Source organism: Stenotrophomonas sp. 89682_Sma (assembly GCF_056481405.1).
The window spans coordinates 1,312,543-1,334,877 of sequence record NZ_CM151147.1 but is presented as its reverse complement, the minus strand read 5'-3'; the positions used below and the strand labels follow the sequence as shown (position 1 = coordinate 1,334,877).

Below are 22,335 nucleotides of genomic sequence, written 5' to 3'. Positions count from 1 at the left end.
TCAGCGCAGCATCTGCTGCAGGGCACCGGCGATATCGGCGAAGGCACCGTTGAGGTCCGGGCCGGGCGTGGCAGTCGCACGGGCCAGCGGACGGCCCTGCGCGGCGACGATGATCTTCAGCGAACGCAGCAGGCGTGCTGCGGCTTCGGCCTGCGGGTGCCCGTCGCGTTGGGCGCGCAACAGCGCCTGCACGGCCGGATTGTCAAGGTTGAGGTACAGCCGCGACGGCGCACGCGACTCAATGCGTGCGGTGAACTGCCGGGCCAGGCGCAGCGCGGCCATCGAAACGCGCTTGTCGTTCTCGTCGTCTTCCAGGCGCTGCTTCAGTTCGGCCTCGCGGTCGGGCACCACCACCACCGGCAATGCCTCCGGGCTGAAACGTGCCGGCAGCAGCTGTTCACCATCGCCGAGCTGCTCGCGCAGCCATGCCAGCTGCGCCTCGTCGAGGCTGTCGTCAGTGCGGAACAGCGCGCGGTTGCCCTGCTCTGTGCCGAGCTCGACCAGGCGCAGGCCCTTGGCCTGGGCCCAGCGCCGCAGGAATGGCACCACCGCATATCGATGGCCGTGCGCCACCGGCACGCCCATCGCGCGGAACAGCATCTCCTCGAAGCCACCGCCATTGTCGAGAATCACATGCACGGCACCACGCGCCGGCAGCGCACTGGCCGGCAGGTCGCCCTGCGAAGTCGGCACGCGCACGTGCTCCAGCAGCAGGTCGAACAGGCGGTCATCACACAGCGCCGCGCCCAGCAAGGCCTCATTATGGCGCGTGAGAACGCGTCTCCAGGCTTCCGGCTGCTGCCGTGCGACGTCGGCCAGGCCATCAATCAGCGCCTCCAGCAGTGCATGCTGCACGGCGCGGTACTGGTCGTCGCGCTGCAGGTCTTCGCGGCTGGCGGTAGGCGTGAGACGCGAGGATTCGATCACCCCGCCGATGAAACCGGCCCAGGGCGGCAGCAGGTCGCGGGCGTCGTCGTCCAGCAGCATGCCGCGCACGAACACAGACAGGTTGCGGTTGTCGCTGGTGCCGTAGGTAGCACCGTCCTGCACCCACAGCAGGCCGGTGGCATCGCTGTCGCCATCCGCGCGCAACGGCACGGTGACGATCGGCTCGAAATCGTGCTCGAAGCGCGCTGCGAACTGCAGCGCCTGGCGACGCGCCTGCACCGGATGCACGACGACGTCACCGTGGCTGCGCCACGGCGGCGGCTCGGGGTTGAGCGCCTCGGCCGCAGCGCCGATGAAGATCGGCTCGGACAGCAGTGCGCAGTAACGGCCCAGCACCTCGTGCAGGCGCGCCTCGTTGGCCAGCGGCAGGAAGTCCGGATGCAGCTCCAGTTCCACTTCGGTACCGACCGCACGTGCCGGCACTTCACTGACGGTGTACTGCTCGGCATTGCTGGACACGTACAGATGCCCCAGCTCCGGCGTCTGGTACGAGGTGGTACGCACGCTGACCCTGCGCGCCAGTACGAAGGCCGACAGGAAGCCGAGGCCGAACATGCCGATCAGGCCTTCATCGTCCTCGCCGCCCTGGCGCAGGCCACGGGTGTAGCCGACGCCCACGGTAGCCAGGTAGTCGTGGATTTCCTGGCGGGTCAGGCCGGCACCGGTGTCGGTGATGCGCAGCACGCCGGCAGCGGCATCGACCTGCACCGAAATGCGCGAAGGCACTTCGATGCCCGGCTGTTCGATGCGACGGCGGATGATCGAGTCGTGCGCGTTCTGCACCAGCTCACGCAGCGCCACCACCGGGGTGGAGTACAGGTGCTTGCCCAGCACCGTCATCAGTCCATTGAGATCGACCCCGGCACGACGGATTTCGGCGTTGGGGGCGGTGAGCGCGGTGTCCTGCATGTAATCGTTTACTCCTGGGCACGGAAAGACGCCAGAGGGCGCCTTCGTCGAGCGGGAAAAACTAGCACAGTGAAGCTGACCGTTACTGCATTGGACACTTGTAGAGCCGAGCCCATGCTCGGCTGCAGTTCGACCACCCGTCGGGCATGGCTCGACCCTACAGAAAGCAGCCGAGCGTGGGCTCGGCTCTACAGGGCTGGCATCACGCCGCGTCGATGGCCTCGGACAGGCGCTCCACCGCGATCACTTCCATGCCTTTCACCGAACCGCCCTTGGGCGCATTGGCCTTGGGCACGATGGCGCGCTTGAAACCATGGGTGGCCGCCTCGCGCAGGCGGTCCTCGCCATTGGGCACCGGGCGGATCTCGCCGGACAGGCCAACCTCGCCAAAGGCAATCGTCTTTTCCGCCAGCGGCCGGTCCTGCAGCGAGGACAGCACCGCCAGCAGCACCGGCAGGTCGGCCGCGGTCTCCTGTACGCGGATACCCCCGACCACATTGACGAACACGTCCTGGTCGCCGACCAGCACGCCACCATGACGGTGCAGTACCGCCAGCAGCATGGCCAGACGGTTCTGCTCCAGGCCGACCGCGACACGGCGCGGGTTCGACAGCGGCGACGCATCCACCAGCGCCTGCACCTCGACCAGAAGCGGCCGGGTGCCCTCGCGGGTGACCATCACGCAGCTGCCGGGTTGGTGCGTGCTGCCACCGGACAGGAAGATCGCCGAAGGATTGGAGACTTCCTTCAGGCCCTTGTCGCCCATTGCGAACACGCCCAGCTCGTTCACCGCGCCGAAGCGGTTCTTGAACGCGCGCAGCAAACGGAAGCGGCTGCCACTCTCGCCTTCGAAATACAGCACCGCGTCGACCATGTGCTCGAGCACGCGCGGGCCGGCGATGCCGCCCTCCTTGGTCACATGGCCGACCAGGAACACCGCGGTGCCGGTCTCCTTGGCAAAGCGCACCAAGCGCGCGGCGCTCTCGCGCACCTGGCTGACCGAACCCGGCGCGGCGGTCAGGCTCTCGGTCCACAGGGTCTGCACCGAATCGGCCACGATCAACCGTGGGCCGGCCCTGGAGGCATGCTGCAGGATCGACTCGACGCCGGTCTCGGCCAGCGCGTTGACGCCATCCAGTGGCAGTTCCAGCCGGTGCGCGCGGCCGGCTACCTGCGCCAGCGACTCTTCGCCGGTGACGTACAGCACCGGCAGCTCCGCCGCCATCTTCGCCACTGCCTGCAGCAGCAGGGTGGACTTGCCGATGCCCGGGTCGCCGCCGACCAGCACCACCGCGCCCTCGACCAGGCCGCCGCCCAGCACGCGGTCAAACTCACCGATGCCCGTACTGACCCGTCGGTGCTCGGTCTGCTCCACGTCCTTCAGGGCGGTGATCTTCGGCGGATCGATCTTGCCCGCCCAGCCCGCCCGCCGCGACGCCGGCGCCTTGGCCGCCGCCGCGCTCTCCAGCACGATTTCCGACAGCGAGTTCCAGGCATTGCACTCGGTGCACTGGCCCTGCCACTTGCTGAATTCGGCGCCGCATTCATTGCAGACGTAGGCGGTGCGGGCTTTTGCCATCGGATGATTTCCAGCAACGGGAACAGGCGTGGCAGGATAGCCGAGCCGGGTCGCAGGTGCTGCGACCGCTCAAGTCCCGCCCACCCGCGCCGATAGGGGTCGCGGGCGTGCGCCTTGCGGGCGCCCCTCCCTCTCCCACTGGATTCAACATGACTGGCAGTTACAGTCAGAGCCTGGTCATCATCTCCCTGCTGGTGGCCATTCTTGCTTCGTACACGGCGCTGGACATGGCCGGACGCCTGGCCACGGCCGAGGGGCGCGTGGCCCGCTGGTGGCTGGCCGGGGGCGCGGCGGCAATGGGTCTGGGCATCTGGTCGATGCACTTCATCGGCATGCTGGCCTTCGACCTGCCGATCCCGGTCGGCTACGACCTCGGCATCACCCTGTATTCGCTGGCGGTCTCGATTGGCGCTTCGGCCTACGCACTGTGGCTGGTGTCGCGGCCCAGCCTGCCCTGGCGACGGCTGCTGGCCGGCGCCGTACTGATGGGGCTGGGCATCGCCACCATGCACTACCTGGGCATGGCCGCGATGCGCATGCAGCCGGGCATCGACTACCACCCCGGCTGGTTTGCCGCCTCGATCGCGGTCGCCATCGGTGCAGCAGGTGCGGCGCTGTGGATTGCCTTCCGCCTGCGTGCCGAGCAGCGCAACACCACGCGCCTGCGCCTGCTTGCCTCACTGGTGATGGGCCTGGCCATCGTCGGCATGCACTACACAGGCATGGCGGCCGCGCGCTTCCCCGAAGGCAGCATCTGCGGCGCGGTTGGCAGTGGCGGCATCGATACGCGCTGGCTGGCAGTGCTGGTGATCGTCACCACCGTGGCGACCCTGGGCATCGCCCTGGTGGCCTCGCTGTTCGACCGGCAGATGCGCGTGCGCACCGGGCTGCTGGCCGACTCGCTGGCGCACGCCAACGACAAGCTGATCCAGGCCGCCCTGCACGACCCGCTGACCCAGCTGCCCAACCGCATGCTGCTGCAGGACCGCATCGAGCAGGCCATCGAGAAGGCGCGGCGGCGCAACCAGGCGGTGGCGGTGATGTTCTGCGACCTGGACGGCTTCAAGGCGGTCAATGATGCGTACGGACACCAGCTGGGAGATCGCCTGCTGGTGGCGGTGGCGCAGCGTATCGGCGGCCTGCTCCGGCCGCAGGACACCTTCGCCCGCCTCGGCGGCGACGAGTTCGTGATCGTGCTGGCCATCGATATTCCCGACGATGCCGTGGTGGTCGCCGAGAGGATCATCGCGGCGGCGGGCGAACCGTTCCTGCTGGATGCAGCCGAGCTGCAGGTCAGCGCCAGCCTGGGCATCGCCCTGTATCCGGATGATGCCGGCAACGAGCGCGAACTGATGGCACACGCCGATGCGGCGATGTACCACACCAAGGAGACCGGCCGGAACGGCTATACGTTCTTCACCCCCTCGATGCAGCTCAGTGCCAACCGCCAGCTGCGCCTGCTGCAGGACCTGCGCAAGGCCATCGCCCGCGACGAGCTGGTGCTGCACTACCAGCCCAAGTTCCCCGCGGCGGGTGCACCGGCCACCGGCGCCGAGGCCCTGCTGCGCTGGCAGCACCCGGAGCTGGGCCTGCTGGCACCGGATGTGTTCATTCCCATCGCCGAACGCAGCGGTCTGATCCTGCCCATCGGTGACTGGGTACTGGACCGTGCCTGTGCACAGCTGCGTGCCTGGCACGACGCAGGGCACAGCGAATGGTCGATGGCGGTGAACCTGTCACCGTTGCAGTTCGCCTCGCCGGCGCTGCTGGACAGTGTGCGCGAGGTGCTGCAACGGCACCGCATCGAGCCGGCGTGCCTGACCCTGGAGATCACCGAGACCACGGCGATGAAGGACGTGGACGCCAGCCTGGCGATTCTCAACGACCTGACCGCGATGGGCGTGCACATTGCCATCGACGACTTCGGCACGGGCTATTCCAGCCTGCTCTACCTGAAGCGCATGCCCGCCACCGAACTGAAGATCGACCGCGCGTTCGTGCACGATCTGGAATGCAATGAAGAGGACGCCGCTATCGTCTCGTCGATCATCGCGCTGGGGCGCACCCTGCAGCTGCAGGTGGTGGCAGAGGGCGTGGAGACGCAGGCGCAGCGCGAATACCTGAGCGAACTGGGGTGTGATCAATTGCAGGGTTACCACCTGGGCCGACCGATGGACGCCGAGGAATTCCTGCGCCGGGTAGGGTGAGAGCCCATCCACGCATGGCGTGGATCTCCTGGTAGAGCCGGCCGCTGGCCGGCTTCCCGTAATTGCCGGCCAGCGACCGGCACTACCACCGCGCGTGCCATTCCCGGCGGGCGCGACAAACAAAAAGGCCGCCCGAGGGCGGCCTTCCTGCGTGGCAACGTCGCGAAGACGTCAGTGCATCATGTGCACGTTCATGTTGTGCATGACCCACAGGGTGCCGACCACGATGATGCCGATCACCACCACGGTGAAGGCCGCAGCGTTGACGTTCCAGCGGCTTTCCGAAGAGCGGTCCAGGTGCAGGAAGAACACCAGGTGGACCAGCATCTGCAGCACCGCGGTGATGGCGATGACCACACCGTTGACGGTGCGCGAAAAATCGCCCGACATCACCATCCAGAACGGGATGACGGTCAGCACCACCGCCAGCACGAAGCCGATCAGGTACGACTTCACGGTGCCATGGCTTTCGCCGCCGGTGCCGTGGTCGTGTGCATGGTTGTCATGTGCCATTACAGGGCTCCATTGAGGTAGACGACGGAGAACACGCCGATCCAGATCAGGTCCAGGAAGTGCCAGAACAGGCTCAGGCACGCCATGCGGGTCTTGTTGGTCGGGGTCAGGCCGTACTTCTTCAGCTGCACGAACATCACCAGCAGCCACAGCAGGCCGGCGCTGACGTGCAGGCCGTGGGTACCGACCAGGGCGAAGAACGCCGACAGGAAGGCACTGCGGTCCGGACCGTAGCCCTGGTGGATCAGGTGCTGGAACTCCCACACTTCCATGCACATGAAGCCGAAGCCCAGCAGCCAGGTGATGCCCAGCCACAGGTACATCTGGCCCATCTGCTTGCGGTGCATGGCGATCATGCCCAGGCCGAAGGTCAGCGACGATGTCAGCAGCAGCGCGGTTTCCCATGCCACGAACGGCAGTTCGAACAGGTCCTTCGCGGTGGGGCCACCATCGGTGCCGCCTGCCAGCACCACGTAGGTGGCGAACAGCGAGGCGAAGATGAGGCAGTCGCTCATCAGGTACACCCAGAAACCGAAGACGGTGTTGCCGCCGGTGTCGTGGTGCTCGTGGTCGTCATGGCCATGGGCCGCCGCATGCGCGGCGTGCCCGTGGCTCAGGGTCGAGGTATTGGTGCTCATGCCTTCAGCTCCGACTTCACCAGGCCCTGGGCTTCCAGGTGCTTGCGGTGTTCGTTCTCGATGCGTTCCACCTCGGCGGCCGGGACCCAGTAGTCCACGTCCTGGTCGAAGGTGCGGTAGATGAACGTGGCGATCATGCCGACGAAGCCGACGATGGCCAGCCACCAGATGTGCCAGATCATCGCGAAGCCGAACACCAGGCTGAAGGCACCGATGACAACGCCCGTGCCGGTGTTGCGCGGCATGTGGATGTCGGTGTACTTGGCCGGCTTCGGCCAGGCTTCACCACGCTGCTTGCGCTCCCAGAAATCGTCCAGCTCGGTGACTTCCGGCAGGGTGCCGAAGTTGTAGAAGGCCGGCGGCGAAGAGGTTTCCCACTCCAGCGTACGGGCATCCCACGGGTCGCCGGTCAGGTCGACGGTCTTCTTGCGGTCGCGGATCGACACGGCCACCTGGATGATCTGGCACAGGATGCCGGCACCCACGATGAAGGCACCTGCGGCGGCGATCAGCAGCAGCGGCTCATAGGCCGGGTTGACGGTGCTCTGCAGGCGGCGGGTCATGCCCATGAAGCCCAGCACGTACATCGGCATGAAGGTCACGTAGAAGCCGATGAACCAGCACCAGAACGCGCACTTGCCCCAGAACTCATTGAGGCGGAAGCCGAACATCTTCGGCCACCAGTAGGTGATGCCGGCGAACATGCCGAACACCACGCCGCCGATGATGACGTTGTGGAAGTGGGCGATCAGGAACAGGCTGTTGTGCAGCACGAAGTCGATGGCCGGGATCGCCAGCATCACGCCGGTCATGCCGCCGATGACGAAGGTGACCATGAAGCCGATGGTCCACAGCACCGGAGTGGTGAAGTGCACGCGACCGCGGAACATGGTGAACAGCCAGTTGAAGATCTTCACGCCGGTCGGGATCGAGATGATCATCGTCGTGATGCCGAAGAAGGCATTGACGTTGGCACCCGAGCCCATGGTGAAGAAGTGGTGCAGCCACACGATGAACGACAGCACGCCGATGCAGGCGGTGGCGTAGACCATGCCCTTGTAGCCGAACAGCGCCTTTCGCGAGAAGGTCGCGATGACTTCGGAGAACACACCGAACGCCGGCAGGACCAGGATGTACACCTCCGGGTGACCCCAGATCCAGATCAGGTTGATGTACAGCATGGCGTTGCCGCCACCGTCATTGGTGAAGAAGTGCGTACCGAGGTAACGGTCCAGGGTCAGCAGCACCAGGGTGATGGTCAGCACCGGGAAGGCCGCGACGATCAGCACGTTGGTCACCAGGGCGGTCCAGGTGAACACCGGCATCTGCATCAGCTTCATGCTGGGGGTACGCATCTTCAGGATGGTGATGAAGAAGTTGATACCGCTCAGCGTGGTACCCAGGCCTGCGACCTGTAGACCCCAGATGTAGTAGTCCATGCCGACGCTTGGACTGTATTCGATGCCCGACAACGGCGGGAACGCCAGCCAGCCGGTGGCGGCGAATTCACCGATCCACAGCGACAGCATGATCAGCACCGCGCCGGACACGAACAGCCAGAAGCTGAGCGAGTTGACGAACGGGAACGCGACGTCGCGCGCACCGATCTGCAACGGCACGGCCAGGTTCATCAGGCCGGTGATCAGCGGCATCGCCACGAAGAAGATCATGATCACGCCGTGGGCGGTGAAGATCTGGTCGTAGTGGTGCGGCGGCAGGTAACCCTCGGACCCGCCGACGGCGAGTGCCTGCTGGGTACGCATCATGATGGCGTCGGAGAAGCCGCGCAGCAGCATGACGAAGGCGACGATGAGGTACATCACGCCGATCTTCTTGTGGTCCACCGAGGTGAACCACTCCTTCCACAGATAGCCCCACAGCTTGAACTTGGTGATCAGGGCCATGACGCCCAGGCCACCCAGCACCGCGCCGACCAGGGTGGTCAGCACGATCGGATCGTGGGGGATCGACTCAAGAGAGAGTTTTCCCAACATGTTCATTCTCCCGAACCCGCGTGGCCAGCATGGCCAGCGTGTTCGTGTTCGGTGGCATCCAGGTTTTCACCCGATTCCTTGGAATCATGCGCGTCACTGGGGGCATGCCCCTCGTGCGCTTCATGGCTGGCGGCATCGGCAGCGGCGGCACCGGCGTGCGAGTGCTTCATCCCGTAATGCTTGTTGTCGCCCATGTGCTTGGCGATGACCCAGTCGAACAGGCCGTCTTCGGTCTTGCCGAAGTAGGTGACCGGGTACCACTCGGCGTTGCGTGCTTCACCCAGGGCCTTGAACGAGGTCTTGTCCAGGGTCTGCTCGCCGGCACGGACCTGGTCCAGCCACTGGCGGTATTCGGCATCGGTGACCGAGTAGGCGGTGAAGTGCATCTTGGCGAAGCCCGCGCCGCTGTAGTGCGAGGACATGCCCGGGAATTCACCGGTCTCGTTGGCGATCAGGTGGAGCTTGGTCTCCATCGCAGCCATCGAGTAGATCATGCTGCCCAGGTGCGGGATGAAGAAGGCATTCATCACCGAATCGGACGTGATCTTGAAGTTCAGCGGCGTGTTGACCGGGAACTTGATTTCGTTGACGACCGCCACCTTCTCTTCCGGATAGATGAACAGCCACTTCCAGTCCAGCGAGATCGCCTCGATGGTGACCGGCTTGACGTCCGATTCCAGCGGCTTGTACGGGTCCAGCGCGTGCGACGAACGCCAGGTCAGGACCGCCAGCACCAGCACGATCATGCAGGGAATGGACCACACCACCACCTCGATCGCCGTCGAGTGGGACCACTTCGGCTCGTAACGGGCCTTGGTGTTGGAGGCGCGATACTTCCACGCGAAGGTCAGGGTCATGATGATGACCGGGATGACGACCAGCAGCATGAGCACGGTGGCCGTGATCAGCAGGGTCTTCTCATCCTGGCCGATCTGGCCCTTCGGACTGAGGATGGCCACGGCATCGCAGCCGGTGAGCATCACCAGCAACGACAGCAGCAGGCCCGGGCGCAACCAGCGCCCAAGGGTTTTCAACGGAATCATCGGTCGATCCAATTGCGAGGGAATGCCGTTCCCCGTCCTGCCTGTTCCGGCAAAAGCCGGTCCCGCCGGTCCGGAAGACAGGCAGGGAGGTGGGGTCGAGTCAGCCTTTCAATTTTAGGCCGTCACCCACCATTTAAGAAAGGCATTGACATTGATCGAGCGCAGGAAAGGCCCGATTCTGGCTGCGACACGTTGTCGCAGTGCGCGGGCATGACGCGCGCATGACCCAGGGCGGCATTCCGGCCCCGGACGTTCGCGGGTCGTTCGCCCTCGTTCGGCAAAGTCACCTGAACCGGTTCAGGCGTGCTGAGCGGTGCCTGGCATGGGATGCTCGGCGCAGGAGGAAGCCCCCGATGGACAAGATCGACTTCAAGAAGCGCGACCGGGCGCTCTATCAACCGCCCGCCGGCCAGTTCGTACCGGTCGATGTACCGCCCCTGCCCTACCTGATGGTCGATGGTCGCGGCGACCCGAACACCGCCCCGGCCTACCTGCAGGCGGTGCAATGGCTGTACTCGGTGAGCTATGCACTGAAGTTCGCATTGAAGGCCGGGGGCCAGGACTACGTGGTGCCGCCGTTGGAAGCGCTTTGGACCGCCAAGGATCCGTCGAGCTTTGTGGCACGCCGCAAGGATGAGTGGAGGTGGACGGTGATGATCCGCACGCCGGACGGGATCAGTCCAGCGCAGTTGGAGGCTGCCATTGCCAAGGCGGCGAAGAAACTGGGCGACGTTCCGGCCAGCCTTCGCCACGAAATTCTCGAAGAAGGCCTCTGCCTGCAGACGCTTCACGTAGGCGCCTACGATGACGAGGGTCCGGCCCTGGCCCATCTGCACGACGAACTGATGCCCGCACTGGGTTACACCTTTGCCGGCCCCCATCATGAGATCTACCTGAGCGACCCGCGCAGGACCGAAGCCGCTCGATTGAGGACAGTGCTGCGGCAGCCCGTCCGCGCGAAATGACCGCCTGCATGCACCGCTCTGACAAGGCCCCGTAGATTCATGCCCCTGATTGATCGTTTACTGCGCTGTACCACCCTGCCGACCAGCCGTCGGGCCATTGCGCTGCTGTGCAGCGTGTTGCTGCTTGTACTGGCCTGCAATCCCGACCTGCTGCCGCTGCTGTCGCTGGTCGATGCGCTGGGGCTGGATGTGGTGGTGTTGCTGCTGGCTGCACAGGTAACGGTGGTACTGCCCTGGCTGCGGGAACGCACCGGGCGATGGTTCCGGCTGGCCATGCGGATCGCCGCCGGGGTGCTGGCCGGGGTGATCGGCGGCTTCCTGCGGCAACTGATGATGCTCGCGCTCATCAGATCCGGCACGTACTGCGCTATATATAGGGCTTGATCACCCGGGCCTGCAGGGAAGACATGTGATCTTCACTATTGAGGCAAGCTCAATCACTCCAGACGCTGGAAGTCGAATGTGACTTTCCTGGTGCAACGAAATGGGAGCGGCGGGAAACGCCATTTCGCCACAGCAATCAGGACTGCGCGCTCATAAGCAGCATTGTCGACCCTTCCCCGATCCTGCCCTTCAAGCAGGGACCGCGTGATGACCGGACTCGTCACCTGTCCATTCTCTTCAACGACGACTGTCGCCACAATAGAGCCGCGCAGCTGCATTTCAGTCGTGGCGGGAACGACCGGCGCAATGGATTCCACCGGGCTGCTTGCGTCCTGGCAAGGCTTCGGGAGCTCCTCACCGGCGCGACATGAGCCACTGGACAAGGCCAACGCAATCAGCAGCCCAAACCTGCGCATCCCCGCAATTCCTGAAAGAACCTTGAAGCAAGGCAGGGTATTGATAGCACAAGAAGCGACTCGCAAAATCGACCTCCATACGTGAGGATGGATAGGCCGCCGCGAATCGCGGGTTTACCAAAGGGCACCGATCCGCTCAGACATGCTGCTCAGCGCTTCGGGGCGGGATCTGCGATGCAGACCTTCTCCCCAAGGCGCAGGGTCCTTCCGTCCCCGTGCCCGGCCGATGAACGATCAAGCGGCCAGAAGCAGACACTGATACCGGAAAGGTCATTGCCATAGCTTTCGGGGATGCCGGTCATGGCAATGCCCATGACTTCATTCCAGCCCGGCGCGCCACACTTCAGGCAAGCTGCCGCGCTCGCCTTGGCTTTGCCTGGTGTCCATCGCGCGGGCGGAAGGCCCATTCGCCCGGCTTTCCATTCAACATACCGGGAATGGAAGGCAATTGAAAATCCACGCCCCATGTCCACCGTTGTCGTCGAAGCGTCTGCGGGAACCATCGATTCAACCCGGATCGCCATCGGCCGGTCAGGCATCGTGGCGATAACCTCGATACAGTAGGTCGGCGCGCAGGCCTGCGGCACAGACGCCGGCGGCGCAGCGGATGCCGCAGCCGGGAGCAAGGCGATCAGAACGACGGCCGAAGAAGCAATCCGCGCAATCATTTTTCTTGTCATCCTCAACGAGCGTCTTGAACTGCTGCTCACTACCGTTGCCGTTGTATGCGTGGTTCATGAAGCTTGTTTCAAACGACTTCAGCAGGTTGCCACCGGTATTGGCCATGATCTGGTCCTTGCCGAATCCCGGCTTGTAACCAGTGAATGCACGTCCCCCGTCCTTGCCCGCGGTCTCAAGGTAGCCATCGGACTTCCGGCCATCCCCCAAACCCGGCACAAAGTGCAGAGAGTCATGCAGGGTCGCCCCCCTTGGCATCACTGCGGGTGGAGTCGATATGGGCCACCGATCCGTTGTATCCCCTCACGATGCCTTCGCCACGGATCGTATTTGAATTCTGTCCTGGCGATACGTCCATGATGTTGCCGGGGGATACATGCTGTTGCGAAGCGGAACGATGACAAACCGGGTACCGTCTTCAGTAACCAAACCGGCGGCCGCCTTCAATTGGCCAGCGATGAAGTCGGGGGTCGCTCCTACGCCCTGATAGTAGATGGGAATGTAGACGGTACTGCCGGCCTGGTAGGCCACTCGCCCATCCGGATCCGTGAACGAGTAAGGATTCCCGTTGGCATACCGGTACCGGTTGAACTGCCCGACAGGAACACCCCCAACTGCGGATCCATGTAGCGCTGCTGCATGTAGCTCAGACCAGTAGCCGAGTCGCTGACATGACCGGTGTAGCCCGGCTCATCCGCAACCTGGCCACCTACCAAATCGCCATAGGGCTCGTAGTCGTTGCGCTTGGTCACATTGCCGTTGGCATCGCTCTCAGCCACGACCGAGCCCAGGGCATCAGTGTGGATGTACGTCACCGTGGTCTGGGCGATTGCGGTTGGTGACAGGCCAAGGCCCATCAGTAGCACGCAGCACAGCCAGGCGCCCATTGCGCCGAGCTTCCGAATTCGATCCTCGAATTTCCTGAGGCGGTTGGACACACCGCCTGCAGTCCCCCCGAACATGCGCATCCCTGCAATTCCTGAAAGAGCCTCGAAGCAAGGCGCTGCATTCATAGCACAGGAAGGGACTCGGGAAATCGACCTGTAGTTTCGAGGATGAACAACGTCCCCGGATCCTCGCGCAAGCAACCCTGCACGCGAGAAACCGGACCCGCCTTGTGAGCAATGCCAGACACACGGCACTCCTGGGGTTGCCGGCCAGCGGCCGGCACTACCAGAGCACAAAAAAGCCCCGGCCAAGGGCGGGGCTTTTCATGAAACTGGTGCCGGAAACAGGAGTCGAACCTGCGACCTACGCCACAACGACCCGTCTATCGAACGGCGGCGCCAGACATTCAGCGTTCAAGCTCAACACCTCTCGTCGTCAGCGGGCGAGCTGGAGAAGAAGACTGCATCGCCTTCTTGAGCAAAAATTTCCGAAACTATCAGCGGATCACTCTTGGAAAGGTCATACGGGCAGAACACTTCCGCGCAATACCCATCCCGATGCTCCAAGAACACTTTAACCGCATCGAGACCAGACTCATCATTCTGCGGCAACCATACATTGGAAGCTATGCCGTATGCGATCGCACAATCCTTCCGCTCCTGCAGCGCCAACTGAAGCAGCCTCATCCGACCTGCGGCGCCTCCACCATTCATCTTGACGCCCGCATGCACCATATCTCCAGTAGATGCAAGGCAAACTCCAAATGGGTGAAACTCACCATGCTCTACAAGCATCTTTCTGGCGAAATTCAGAATGTCTTCGAGCATTTTCTCGACTTGTTCTTTGGGCGTCATCTTTTAGGTCCTAAGTCATCTCGTCGAACAATTGATGACTGCCGCTCTACCGTAGAGCTTACCTTAGTATTTGTGCCAGTGACGACAACATGCTCTCGCCCAGTCGCCTGAGCATGTTCCCGCTGCGCTCTGAGTTGCGACGAATCAGACAGTCGTTTTGTATCCTTAATTTCGCCAACCTGTCGAGAATCCTTGAAATCAGGAATTGTCGCCCCGTGCGAGGTCAGCGCCTTCTCCGTGTTCTTGACTTCACCGATGGCTCCAAGAACCCTTGCTTCCGACGCTACTCCTCGGGCCATCGTGCCAGCGCCATCACCCACGATGGGGACTAGGCCAACGGCTGCGGCAGCTATGTTGACAGCAGAAGGATCCTGAACTGCAGTAATCGCGCCCTTGACGTCACCGATTACAGGGACGAAGTCCGCGACCATAGTGGCTGCTTCACGGAACGCCTGCCTAGTTTCAGGCTTCGTCCAGTCGGTCTCGTAAAACCGAACGCGGCAGACTCTGACGCCCATCCGGATCAATGAACTTGTACGGGTTGCCGTTCGCATACCGATAGCGATTGAATTGCCCAACCGGCTGGTCATACGCCGTGACCGGATCCACTGACAGGAACACACCCAACTGCGGATCCATGTACCGCTGCTGCATGTAACTCAGTCCGGTCGCCGAGTCACTCACATGCCCGGTATATCCCGGGCCATCCGTGACCTGACCACCCACCACGGCCCCATAAGGCTCGTAGTCATAGCGCTTGATCACTTTGCCGTTGGCATCGCTCTTGGCCACAACCGAGCCCAAGGTATCCGTGTGGATGTAAGTGACCGTCGTCTGGGCGATTGCGGCTGGCGACACGCCAAGGCCAACGAGCAGCACGCAGCACAGCCAGGCGCCAAATGCCCCCAGCTTCCGAACTCGATCTTCAATCCTGCTGAAGCGGGTCGACACACCGCCTGCAGTTCGCCCGAACCTGCGCATCCCTGCAATTCCTGAAAATGCCTTGAAGCAAGGCTGGGTACCCATAGCACAGGAATGACCGCTGTGTTTGCCAGGTCAGGAACTGTGCGAGGAGCTAAGCGCCTGGGAAGCCGGAGGGGCGAGCTGACCCCCGAGATTCGGAAATCGCGACCTGCCAGCCATGGGCTGGCACTCCTGGGGTTGCCGGCCAGCGGCCGGCACTAACGGAGTACAAAAAAGCCCCGACCAAGGCCGGGGCTTTTCATTATAACTGGTGCCGGAAACAGGAGTCGAACCTGCGACCTACGCAAAGGTGACTCGCCAACTGAACCTCAACAGCAGTCAACCCGCGCCAAGGCCAAACACGCCATGCAGCAGTCGGCCATACCGGCGCAAATGTCACAGAGCATCTTCAACCACGCTCGCCCAAATTCTATCCACAATTCTGGCCAGAAGCGCAGCTTTCACCGTTCATCCCCAAAGCCCTCCTTGGGTAGGATCCGGAAGCCAACGGGCCTGTCATTTGGGCTTGGCTCTTGCTTCCCCCGATCGGACGAGGAGCGTCTCCCAACCTAACCAACAACGGGTACCAGTTTATGCACCCTCCTCCCAAGGACCTTCAACGATCCTCCCCCGCCATACGCCTTCAATTCCAGGTGCAACAACGATGATCTTGGCAGTGAGATCACCGTCTGATCCTGTAGCGGGCATCCCCTCTTCGAGAACCAGTTGCTCTCTTCTCAGATCCTCCAGCGTCCCCGTGAGGTTAAGCCTCAAGAAGCCATCAGAATCTCTATTGTTGAAGTCGACAAATATTCTGAGCTCAGACATCTATGGCCTCTGCAGCCTTTCAACGGCTGGAACCGGATTGGATACTGCAGGGGAAAACAACCGGCTCGCTGCTTCCGGCTCAAGCCCCACAACTGTTGCGTGCGTCGGCGAGACCCCGCCTGTCGAGATGACATCACCTCCCGCAGCCCTTACCTGCCCAACCGTGGAAACACCGACCTGATTGTGAGTTACATTGCTGCACAACTGGCAGAACGACGATCCATTTGCACTCTCTGCGGAGAAACCGAAGGGCCCTGCTGGATGCTGGCCGGCACCCTTCCCAATTCCGGCCGCTGAATTTGCTCCCTGAGCGGAGCCACCTCGAACTACCAATGCACTGTTCGCCAATCGAGCTTCAGCCGTTGCGAGCCCTCCGACGGCCTGACCAGCGCCCCGCATCCCCTCCGCAACCATTAGTGCGGAACCGAATTTGTAGCCACCTTGCCCAACTTGACTCGCCGGCGCACCAAACAACGGGCCGCCATTTAGCTCCCGCGTTCGGGACATATCTACGGTGCCGTATACGCTCGGGCCAGCATTCCGGCCAATGCTGTAGGCAGCATCACCGACCGCGCGTCCAACTCCTCCCCAGAAGGTGCTCGACCGACCCCAAGGTACGACGCTTACCGTGCGCCCAGGTGACGATCCAAGCTTTGTGGCCCGAGGGTTGCACTCGCAGAATCAGGCCGCGAACCTGAGCGTCCCTGAGCTCGTAGGGGCGATCTCGGGGTTCTGCTGTGAGAACGATGCGCTTGGTGAGGGCGGATGACATTGGGCGGAGCGTCCGTAAGTGGCGATAAGGCCAACTTAGGACAGGATGCAAGGCCATGTTTGGATGCGGATCGTCCGCAGTGCACAGCCCCGCCCCATGTAGCCGCCAATTAAGTCACCACTTAATCTGAAAACCGATGAAATTCGAACAGACCTTCAGGTTCTACGGCACGTATACCAAAATCACCTCGTATCGATACCCATCACCAACTTCGTACACGTGAGCCTGAAGCACTAGATCACTCCTCCCCTCTTCTTCTGTGTAAAGATCAACCAGAACATTCCAAAAATCTCCATACCAGATGCAGACAGAAGAGTTCCAGGACTCATCTGGCAGCCTTTTCAAGTGTGCGCCATACGCGCGAATGTTCTCTAGCGCGCTTGCCCACACATCTGGGGCCTGAAGGGTTACCTGCGGTAGCGATGGTTCGCCACCTTGAATCAGAGCATCAACGATGGCTGCGAGCGTGGGCCGCCAAGCTTGCGGCACCGCAGTCTCGTTCTCACCATCTTTAGCTATGGTCGTCTCATTCATTGCTAATCTCTCCCGTGCAATTGCTTGTGGCAGTCCAAACAGACCTCGGCATGATTGGAGGAAGTTGTAGGACCACCGTCGGCGTGTCGCTCGATATGATGCCCGGCGGAATTACTCCGATCAATTGACGTCCCGCAGCCCGTCGCGCACTTTCCACCTTGTTCAGCTCGCTTGGATTCTCGTGCGGAATCAGTGAACAACCGCTGCGGGTCTCGTTGTGCTACTGGAACTGCCCCCGGGCCCGTGGGTGGCTTTGGAAGATCTCCAACCATCTTGCCCGCGTCACCGAGCTTTTCAGCTGTGCGCGCACCGTCAACAGCCTTCTCAAGTCCCCTGGCTGCCTTGATTGCCGTACCCGCGCCTCCGGGAACAAAGGGCACTGCAGCTGCCGTCGCATCAATCGCCACGCCGATTGAGTCGACAATACCTGCCCCCACATTACCTTGGCTAAAGTTCGAGTAGGCACTGGTCGCGCCCATCGCAATGTTCGCAACGTCCCATACGGTCTCGACAATGCGTCCATCCGGATCCGTGAACCTGTAAGGATTCCCGTTCGCATACCTATACCGATTGAACTGCCCAACAGGCTGTTCATACGCCGTCACCGGATCCACCGACAGGAACACACCCAACTGCGGATCCATGTACCGCTGCTGCATGTAACTCAGCCCTGTGGCCGAATCACTCACATGCCCGGTGTATCCAGGCCCGTCCTTGACCTGCCCACCCAACTCAGCACCATACGGTTCAAACCGGCGTCGCTCGACAACGCTGCCTGTGTTGTCCGTGACCGCAACCGGGCTGCCCAGCGCGTCCACATGCATCCAGGTAACCCCTGTCGGGCTGCGGGTCGCCAGCAGTCGACCACCTACATGGATGTACTCCGAAGCGCCCTTCTAACCCCATCCAGTGAATTCTGGATCGTGGTATTCGACGCAGCACGAGGGCCACCGGCGCGCAAACTTGCCCCAACAAAACTTTCCCCGGATTCTGTCACAAGACCCGTCACGCCTCCTCCTGCCGCCTTGCTTGCTTGAGCTTCTGCCGATGCCGATCTAGCCGCCTGCCCGCATGAACTCATCGACCCATCAACTGAATTTTCAAACACCGTTGGCAAGCTCAGCTGCCGCCATCGCCGCCCGCTCTTTCAACTGTTCGGCGCTGAGATAAAAGGATGGCGTCGACGCCAACAGATCTTCGTCATCGGTGTATGAATCCACATCTCCGAACAGCCGATCAAGGATCTCAAAGGCATCGCCGGGAAGCTCCGATCTCTCACTCTTAAACTTCTCAAGATACACCCCACTAAAGCTCCTGGCATCAACCTTGCCATCAATGTACGAAGTGATCAGTGATAGGTACTCGTCTGTTCTGCGCATCACTCCCTTCCTCCAAGCGAACCAGTGTCAAGCACATATCTCAGCTGCTGGCCACTCATTTTCCAGCCCAAGAGAAAGCTCCCAGAAGAACCCTTCATCACGTTCAACCCTGCCCTGGGATCGACAAAATGCGTTACATCCTTGCCGCGACATGCCCCCCTGGATGGCGACTGTTGAATCGCCTGCTACATGGCGCTCGATGGCTGAGCCGAATTTCGATAATGTCTTACTGTTGGCATTTCCAACCACACCAAAGTCGCCAGCATGTTTAAAAGCATGCCACAGCTGAGAGCGACTGAAATTCATTGACATGATACCTTCCTTGGCTAGAAGGTTGAAACTCCGCAATAGCTTCACTGAGGGAAGCACAGTTGCTATCTCCGGCCCCGCCCCAGCCTTGTCACCCCCACTGACTGAGCCCCACCCCTTGTCAGTAATCGGACTGATCCCTAGCGGTGGAATTGATTAACTAAATTACTGCGCGCCGTTACTGGACCCCCAGACAAGAACAACCCAATCTGTGGATCGCAGTGGCGCTGCTTCATGTAACTCGGACCTGTGGCCGAATCGCTCACATGCCCGCGTACACCCCCCATCCTTGACCAGCCCACCCAGCTCGGAACCGTTCACGCAACTCTTGCCTGGTCCATGATTCGTACCTGCGAACTACGCATCTCAAAACATGGAAGCAGAACAAAATCCTCAACCAGCCGAAAAACCAGGCACGACTTCGGCTATCGCCGCAGAAATGTCATCCACCCCCAAGCCAGCATCGAAAGCCTCAAGGACAAGACACTCCCCCGCATATGAATCAAGCCCACCTGACTGGGCTAACGAACTCCAAACCAGCCGATCGATTGATTGCAACATGTGCTGATCATTCATCCTCAGAGAGAATAAATCGAACCATCTATTATATTCAACGAACTCACCTCTCAACCAAAACCCTCTAGCCGCATTCACTGCAGCCAACCCATCCTCGCCAAGGCGTTCACCAAGATGATCGCACAATGCAATCGCAAGTTTCGCCCTCGCAGCATTACTTCGCTCCAGTCCAGCGACATCAAGCACCTCATCAAGACCATCGATCAGATGGCGCATGCGCCCAGAAGAGACATTCTCGATATTCATGGCAACATCCTATAATGGAGGTGTATTAACCGGCAGAATGGCACGAACGCCTTGATCCTTCGCCACAGTGGCACAGCTGGTACAGAGCTCCATGACTTGTCCGGCCTTCGAACCCACTGCTCGAACTGTCGCCATCGTGCCCCCCCCCTCCAATTGGCGCCTGAGTTTAAGGCTTTGCTCATCGCATCGATTTCTCCACAGCAGCCGTGGAATGGAGATCTGGCTCTGCCGGCGACCCCATCCAGTGATTTCTGGATCGCGGCATTCGACGCACCGCCAGGGCCACCGGCGCGAGAACTTGCCCCAACAAAAACTTCACCGGATTCTGTCACAAGACCCGTCACGCCTCCTCCTGCCGCCTTGCTTGCTTGAGCTTCTGCCGATGCCGATCTAGCCGCGCTCAACGCTGCAATCTCTTTGGAGACTAGCTGGCCTGAGACGGTGACCCGCTGGGACTGGCCCAGTGTAACAATCCCCATTACGCCTTCCGCAATGGCAACCACCCCACCTGCTGCTGCCAGGCCATAGTTGCCTTGCTCTGCGGATGTGACGGCCGCGTCCCAAGTAGCTTGGCCAGGGATCGTATAGCGCATCCAGGCAGGGCTTTCAGCCCTCCCATCCGGATCAATGTATCTGTAGGGATTTCCTGCTGCATACCGATAACGATTGAACTGCCCAACCGGCTGCTCATACGCCGTCACCGGATCCACCAACAGGAACACACCCAACTGCGGATCCATGTACCGCCGCTGCATGTAACTCAGCCCTGTGGCCGAATCACTCACATGCCCGGTGTACCCAAGCCCGTCTTTGACCAGCCCACCCAACTCGGCACCGTACGGCTCAAACCGGCGTCGCTCGACAACACTTCCTGTGCCGTCCGTGACCGCAACCGGGCTGCCTAGCGCATCCACATGCATCCAGGTAACCCCTGTCGGGCTGCGGGTCGCCAGCAGTCGACCACCTACATGGATGTACTCCGAAGCGCCCTTCCCTCGTCGTTCCTCATGCACCACCTTCCCGGCCAACGAATACATCGCGCGAAGGCGTTGCCCCTGAGCATCGTACGCCACCGCACGCCGCCCATAGGCATCGCAGGCATAGCGCTCCGCTTCCTGCACTTCGCGCAGCCTGTTGCCAAAGTCGAAGTCGTACTTCCGCCCGTTGCGCAGCGAGAGATTGCCTTGAACATCCCAGGTCAATCCGGTCACCGTCGCGCCGGCATCATCGCGGACATTGGTCAGCTGGTTGCGCGCGTCGTACCAGAACTGCTGGCTGCGTACGCCTGCCAGTTTCACGCTCAGTAGATTGTCCTGCGCGTCATAGGTGTAGCGGAATGCGTCATCGCCCCCGAAGGATGCCGACTGGGCAAGCGTCAGCCTGCCCTGCCCTTCATAACCCATGCGGATGTCATGCGCAGCTCCCTGCTGCCGATCGGTGATTGCCGAAACATCACCATTGGCACCGTACTGATATAGAAGCTCGCTGGCGGTGCCGTCCTTTAATTGCGACGGAAGCATCCGCGCATTGAGCATGCCCTGATGCTCGATGCCATTGCCATAGCGCATGCCAGCGAGCGCGCTATTGGATGACGTCAGACAACCTGTCCTTAAGTAGCGACAGGGCCAACTTAGGACAGGATGCGAGGGGGTGTTTGGATAAGGATCATCCTCAGCCAAGTCTATGTTGGCGTCAGAGAAGGAACGGCACGTGAGAGTATTTCAACACAGACATCATCGGAGAAGACAGCGTAATGAGCCACATGACCTGAAGAGTGAACGCCGCCACTCGAGCTCTCCAACCACGTCAGCAGCGATGAGCTGGTTGCACGAACCAGGTTATGCCTGACCACCACTACGCCTGACTCCCAGTATTCGTGAAGGCTTCCCTCCTGAGTAATTCGAACGGTCAACGGCGTTGTGAACATCAGAACCCACGCCTTCTTTCGCGCATTCTCGAATAAATCTACAGCCAGAGATCCGTCGATCGAACATCCAACCTCCCCCACGTCCCACGAGTGATCCCCGTCCATTTCGCCAGGCCGCCACTCTTCAAAATTTCCTGAATTCCGTCCAATCACAGCCCCTCCCATATCTAAATCTCTCAGCTGGGCGACCATCCTGATGTTGGATCTCCAGCGTAGGCCGCCGCTCTTTCAAGTAGTTTCTATCAACAACCTGACCCCCATCCTCCAACTTCCCCACCCGCATTCCGTTAGCCCTTGTTTCGAGATCTTTGGAGGCCAGCGCATCAGAGCCCCTTGCTTCCTGATCTGATTAAGCCCCTGTATGCCAAACTCAGGTGCATCGCGCACTGACATTAACGACCTGTCGCCAGACAGGTTTCATGCGGAATTAATCGTCGACAGAACGACTTCAATCCCAACATCTGCACATACCCGCAGAGCGTGCTCCCGAGCTTCTGCCGGGGACAATCGCCCAGCCATCCTCATTTCTTCAGCTGAAAGCCCCGCATCGAACGAGATCTTGTTCACCACATCTTCTTGAACGCGGCGATGCAGCTCGATAGCAGGCCCGAGCTTCATCATGCTCTCGGGGTGCAGCACACTTGAAGATTCATGTCCGTCCAGCGCTTCGTAGTAGTAGAAATTCGAGTATTTATCAATGAAGATTTGGGCATCAACAGAGCCCAACGCAAAATCTCTCACAAGCTTCGTCATTTCAATAATCGCAGCTTCAGTTTCCATGATTT

At 61.2% G+C, this 22,335-nt stretch carries 24 protein-coding genes; 3 read left to right on the top strand and 21 right to left on the bottom strand.

The genetic code is table 11. From position 1 onward, the window contains the following. Together ACZK29_RS06170 and radA are read right to left on the bottom strand one after the other, a co-directional pair. Positions 1 to 1,857, bottom strand: coding sequence for an ATP-binding protein (locus ACZK29_RS06170; RefSeq protein ID WP_111203371.1), 1,857 nt, complete (start codon positions 1,855 to 1,857; stop codon positions 1 to 3). A 202-nt stretch (positions 1,858 to 2,059) separates the two neighbouring features. After that, positions 2,060 to 3,436, bottom strand: coding sequence for a DNA repair protein RadA (gene radA / locus ACZK29_RS06165; RefSeq protein ID WP_005408586.1), 1,377 nt, complete (start codon positions 3,434 to 3,436; stop codon positions 2,060 to 2,062). Between the two features lie 149 nt (positions 3,437 to 3,585). Here radA and ACZK29_RS06160 point away from each other — a divergent pair, with 149 nt between their 5' ends. Continuing rightward, positions 3,586 to 5,643: a putative bifunctional diguanylate cyclase/phosphodiesterase gene (locus ACZK29_RS06160; RefSeq protein ID WP_164147018.1), complete on the top strand. Its 2,058-nt coding sequence runs from the start codon at positions 3,586 to 3,588 to the stop codon at positions 5,641 to 5,643. Positions 5,644 to 5,814: 171 nt separating this feature from the next. On the opposite strand, the gene cyoD is transcribed toward ACZK29_RS06160, so the two are convergent. The 4 genes from cyoD to cyoA are packed head-to-tail and all read right to left on the bottom strand — an operon-like array spanning position 5,815 to position 9,831. Then, positions 5,815 to 6,156, bottom strand: a complete 342-nt coding sequence (cyoD, locus tag ACZK29_RS06155; RefSeq protein ID WP_005408584.1) for a cytochrome o ubiquinol oxidase subunit IV — start codon at positions 6,154 to 6,156, stop codon at positions 5,815 to 5,817. Beyond that, positions 6,156 to 6,794, bottom strand: coding sequence for a cytochrome o ubiquinol oxidase subunit III (cyoC, locus tag ACZK29_RS06150; RefSeq protein ID WP_005408583.1), 639 nt, complete (start codon positions 6,792 to 6,794; stop codon positions 6,156 to 6,158). The genes cyoD and cyoC overlap by 1 nt, the downstream gene beginning before the upstream one ends. Continuing rightward, on the bottom strand, positions 6,791 to 8,788 hold the full coding sequence (cyoB, locus tag ACZK29_RS06145) for a cytochrome o ubiquinol oxidase subunit I (protein ID WP_005408582.1): 1,998 nt from the start codon (positions 8,786 to 8,788) through the stop codon (positions 6,791 to 6,793). The genes cyoC and cyoB overlap by 4 nt, the downstream gene beginning before the upstream one ends. Before the next feature lie 2 nt (positions 8,789 to 8,790). After that, the gene (cyoA, locus tag ACZK29_RS06140) at positions 8,791 to 9,831 is read right to left on the bottom strand and encodes a ubiquinol oxidase subunit II (RefSeq protein ID WP_106549448.1); all 1,041 of its coding nucleotides are present in this window, start codon (positions 9,829 to 9,831) and stop codon (positions 8,791 to 8,793) included. A 353-nt stretch (positions 9,832 to 10,184) separates the two neighbouring features. On the opposite strand from cyoA, the gene ACZK29_RS06135 reads away from it, so the two are divergent. Together ACZK29_RS06135 and ACZK29_RS06130 are read left to right on the top strand one after the other, a co-directional pair. Next, positions 10,185 to 10,796: a GyrI-like domain-containing protein gene (locus tag ACZK29_RS06135; protein ID WP_111204759.1), complete on the top strand. Its 612-nt coding sequence runs from the start codon at positions 10,185 to 10,187 to the stop codon at positions 10,794 to 10,796. A 39-nt stretch (positions 10,797 to 10,835) separates the two neighbouring features. Next, positions 10,836 to 11,180, top strand: a complete 345-nt coding sequence (locus ACZK29_RS06130; protein WP_111204760.1) for a hypothetical protein — start codon at positions 10,836 to 10,838, stop codon at positions 11,178 to 11,180. A 53-nt stretch (positions 11,181 to 11,233) separates the two neighbouring features. On the opposite strand, the gene ACZK29_RS06125 is transcribed toward ACZK29_RS06130, so the two are convergent. The 15 genes from ACZK29_RS06125 to ACZK29_RS06055 all read right to left on the bottom strand — a co-directional run bounded on the left by ACZK29_RS06125 (position 11,234) and on the right by ACZK29_RS06055 (position 22,330). Then, on the bottom strand, positions 11,234 to 11,662 hold the full coding sequence (locus ACZK29_RS06125; protein WP_164147017.1) for an energy transducer TonB: 429 nt from the start codon (positions 11,660 to 11,662) through the stop codon (positions 11,234 to 11,236). An 83-nt stretch (positions 11,663 to 11,745) separates the two neighbouring features. Beyond that, positions 11,746 to 12,135, bottom strand: coding sequence for a hypothetical protein (locus ACZK29_RS06120; protein ID WP_239504004.1), 390 nt, complete (start codon positions 12,133 to 12,135; stop codon positions 11,746 to 11,748). Next, entirely contained in the window at positions 12,128 to 12,382 is a 255-nt protein-coding gene (locus tag ACZK29_RS06115) for a hypothetical protein (protein WP_239504003.1), read from the bottom strand. The genes ACZK29_RS06120 and ACZK29_RS06115 overlap by 8 nt, the downstream gene beginning before the upstream one ends. A gap of 368 nt (positions 12,383 to 12,750) precedes the next feature. Then, positions 12,751 to 13,212 (bottom strand): RHS repeat domain-containing protein, encoded by a 462-nt coding sequence (locus ACZK29_RS06110; RefSeq protein ID WP_309250486.1) that lies wholly within the window; start codon positions 13,210 to 13,212, stop codon positions 12,751 to 12,753. 369 nt (positions 13,213 to 13,581) lie between these two features. Further along, positions 13,582 to 14,016 (bottom strand): hypothetical protein, encoded by a 435-nt coding sequence (locus tag ACZK29_RS06105; RefSeq protein ID WP_146268084.1) that lies wholly within the window; start codon positions 14,014 to 14,016, stop codon positions 13,582 to 13,584. Continuing rightward, complete coding sequence (locus tag ACZK29_RS06100) at positions 14,013 to 14,315, bottom strand: putative toxin (protein WP_428999909.1); 303 nt, start codon at positions 14,313 to 14,315, stop codon at positions 14,013 to 14,015. The genes ACZK29_RS06105 and ACZK29_RS06100 overlap by 4 nt, the downstream gene beginning before the upstream one ends. A gap of 163 nt (positions 14,316 to 14,478) precedes the next feature. Beyond that, complete coding sequence (locus ACZK29_RS06095; protein WP_239504002.1) at positions 14,479 to 14,967, bottom strand: RHS repeat-associated core domain-containing protein; 489 nt, start codon at positions 14,965 to 14,967, stop codon at positions 14,479 to 14,481. 603 nt (positions 14,968 to 15,570) lie between these two features. Continuing rightward, a complete protein-coding gene (locus ACZK29_RS06090) occupies positions 15,571 to 15,807 on the bottom strand; it encodes a hypothetical protein (protein ID WP_126928301.1) in 237 nt (78 codons plus the stop codon). Between the two features lie 934 nt (positions 15,808 to 16,741). Further along, on the bottom strand, positions 16,742 to 17,113 hold the full coding sequence (locus ACZK29_RS06085; protein WP_139042354.1) for a DUF7668 domain-containing protein: 372 nt from the start codon (positions 17,111 to 17,113) through the stop codon (positions 16,742 to 16,744). Positions 17,114 to 17,115: 2 nt separating this feature from the next. Beyond that, positions 17,116 to 17,937, bottom strand: coding sequence for an RHS repeat-associated core domain-containing protein (locus ACZK29_RS06080; RefSeq protein WP_111204765.1), 822 nt, complete (start codon positions 17,935 to 17,937; stop codon positions 17,116 to 17,118). Between the two features lie 276 nt (positions 17,938 to 18,213). After that, complete coding sequence (locus ACZK29_RS06075) at positions 18,214 to 18,492, bottom strand: colicin immunity domain-containing protein (RefSeq protein ID WP_111202726.1); 279 nt, start codon at positions 18,490 to 18,492, stop codon at positions 18,214 to 18,216. A gap of 27 nt (positions 18,493 to 18,519) precedes the next feature. Further along, complete coding sequence (locus tag ACZK29_RS06070; protein ID WP_478446804.1) at positions 18,520 to 18,804, bottom strand: colicin D domain-containing protein; 285 nt, start codon at positions 18,802 to 18,804, stop codon at positions 18,520 to 18,522. Positions 18,805 to 19,194: 390 nt separating this feature from the next. Next, a complete protein-coding gene (locus ACZK29_RS06065; protein WP_146268091.1) occupies positions 19,195 to 19,623 on the bottom strand; it encodes a hypothetical protein in 429 nt (142 codons plus the stop codon). Beyond that, positions 19,620 to 21,191, bottom strand: coding sequence for an RHS repeat domain-containing protein (locus ACZK29_RS06060; protein WP_478448745.1), 1,572 nt, complete (start codon positions 21,189 to 21,191; stop codon positions 19,620 to 19,622). Before ACZK29_RS06060 ends, ACZK29_RS06065 begins: the two co-directional genes overlap by 4 nt. Positions 21,192 to 21,967: 776 nt before the next feature. Continuing rightward, on the bottom strand, positions 21,968 to 22,330 hold the full coding sequence (locus tag ACZK29_RS06055; RefSeq protein ID WP_146268089.1) for a hypothetical protein: 363 nt from the start codon (positions 22,328 to 22,330) through the stop codon (positions 21,968 to 21,970). Positions 22,331 to 22,335 lie beyond the last annotated feature (5 nt).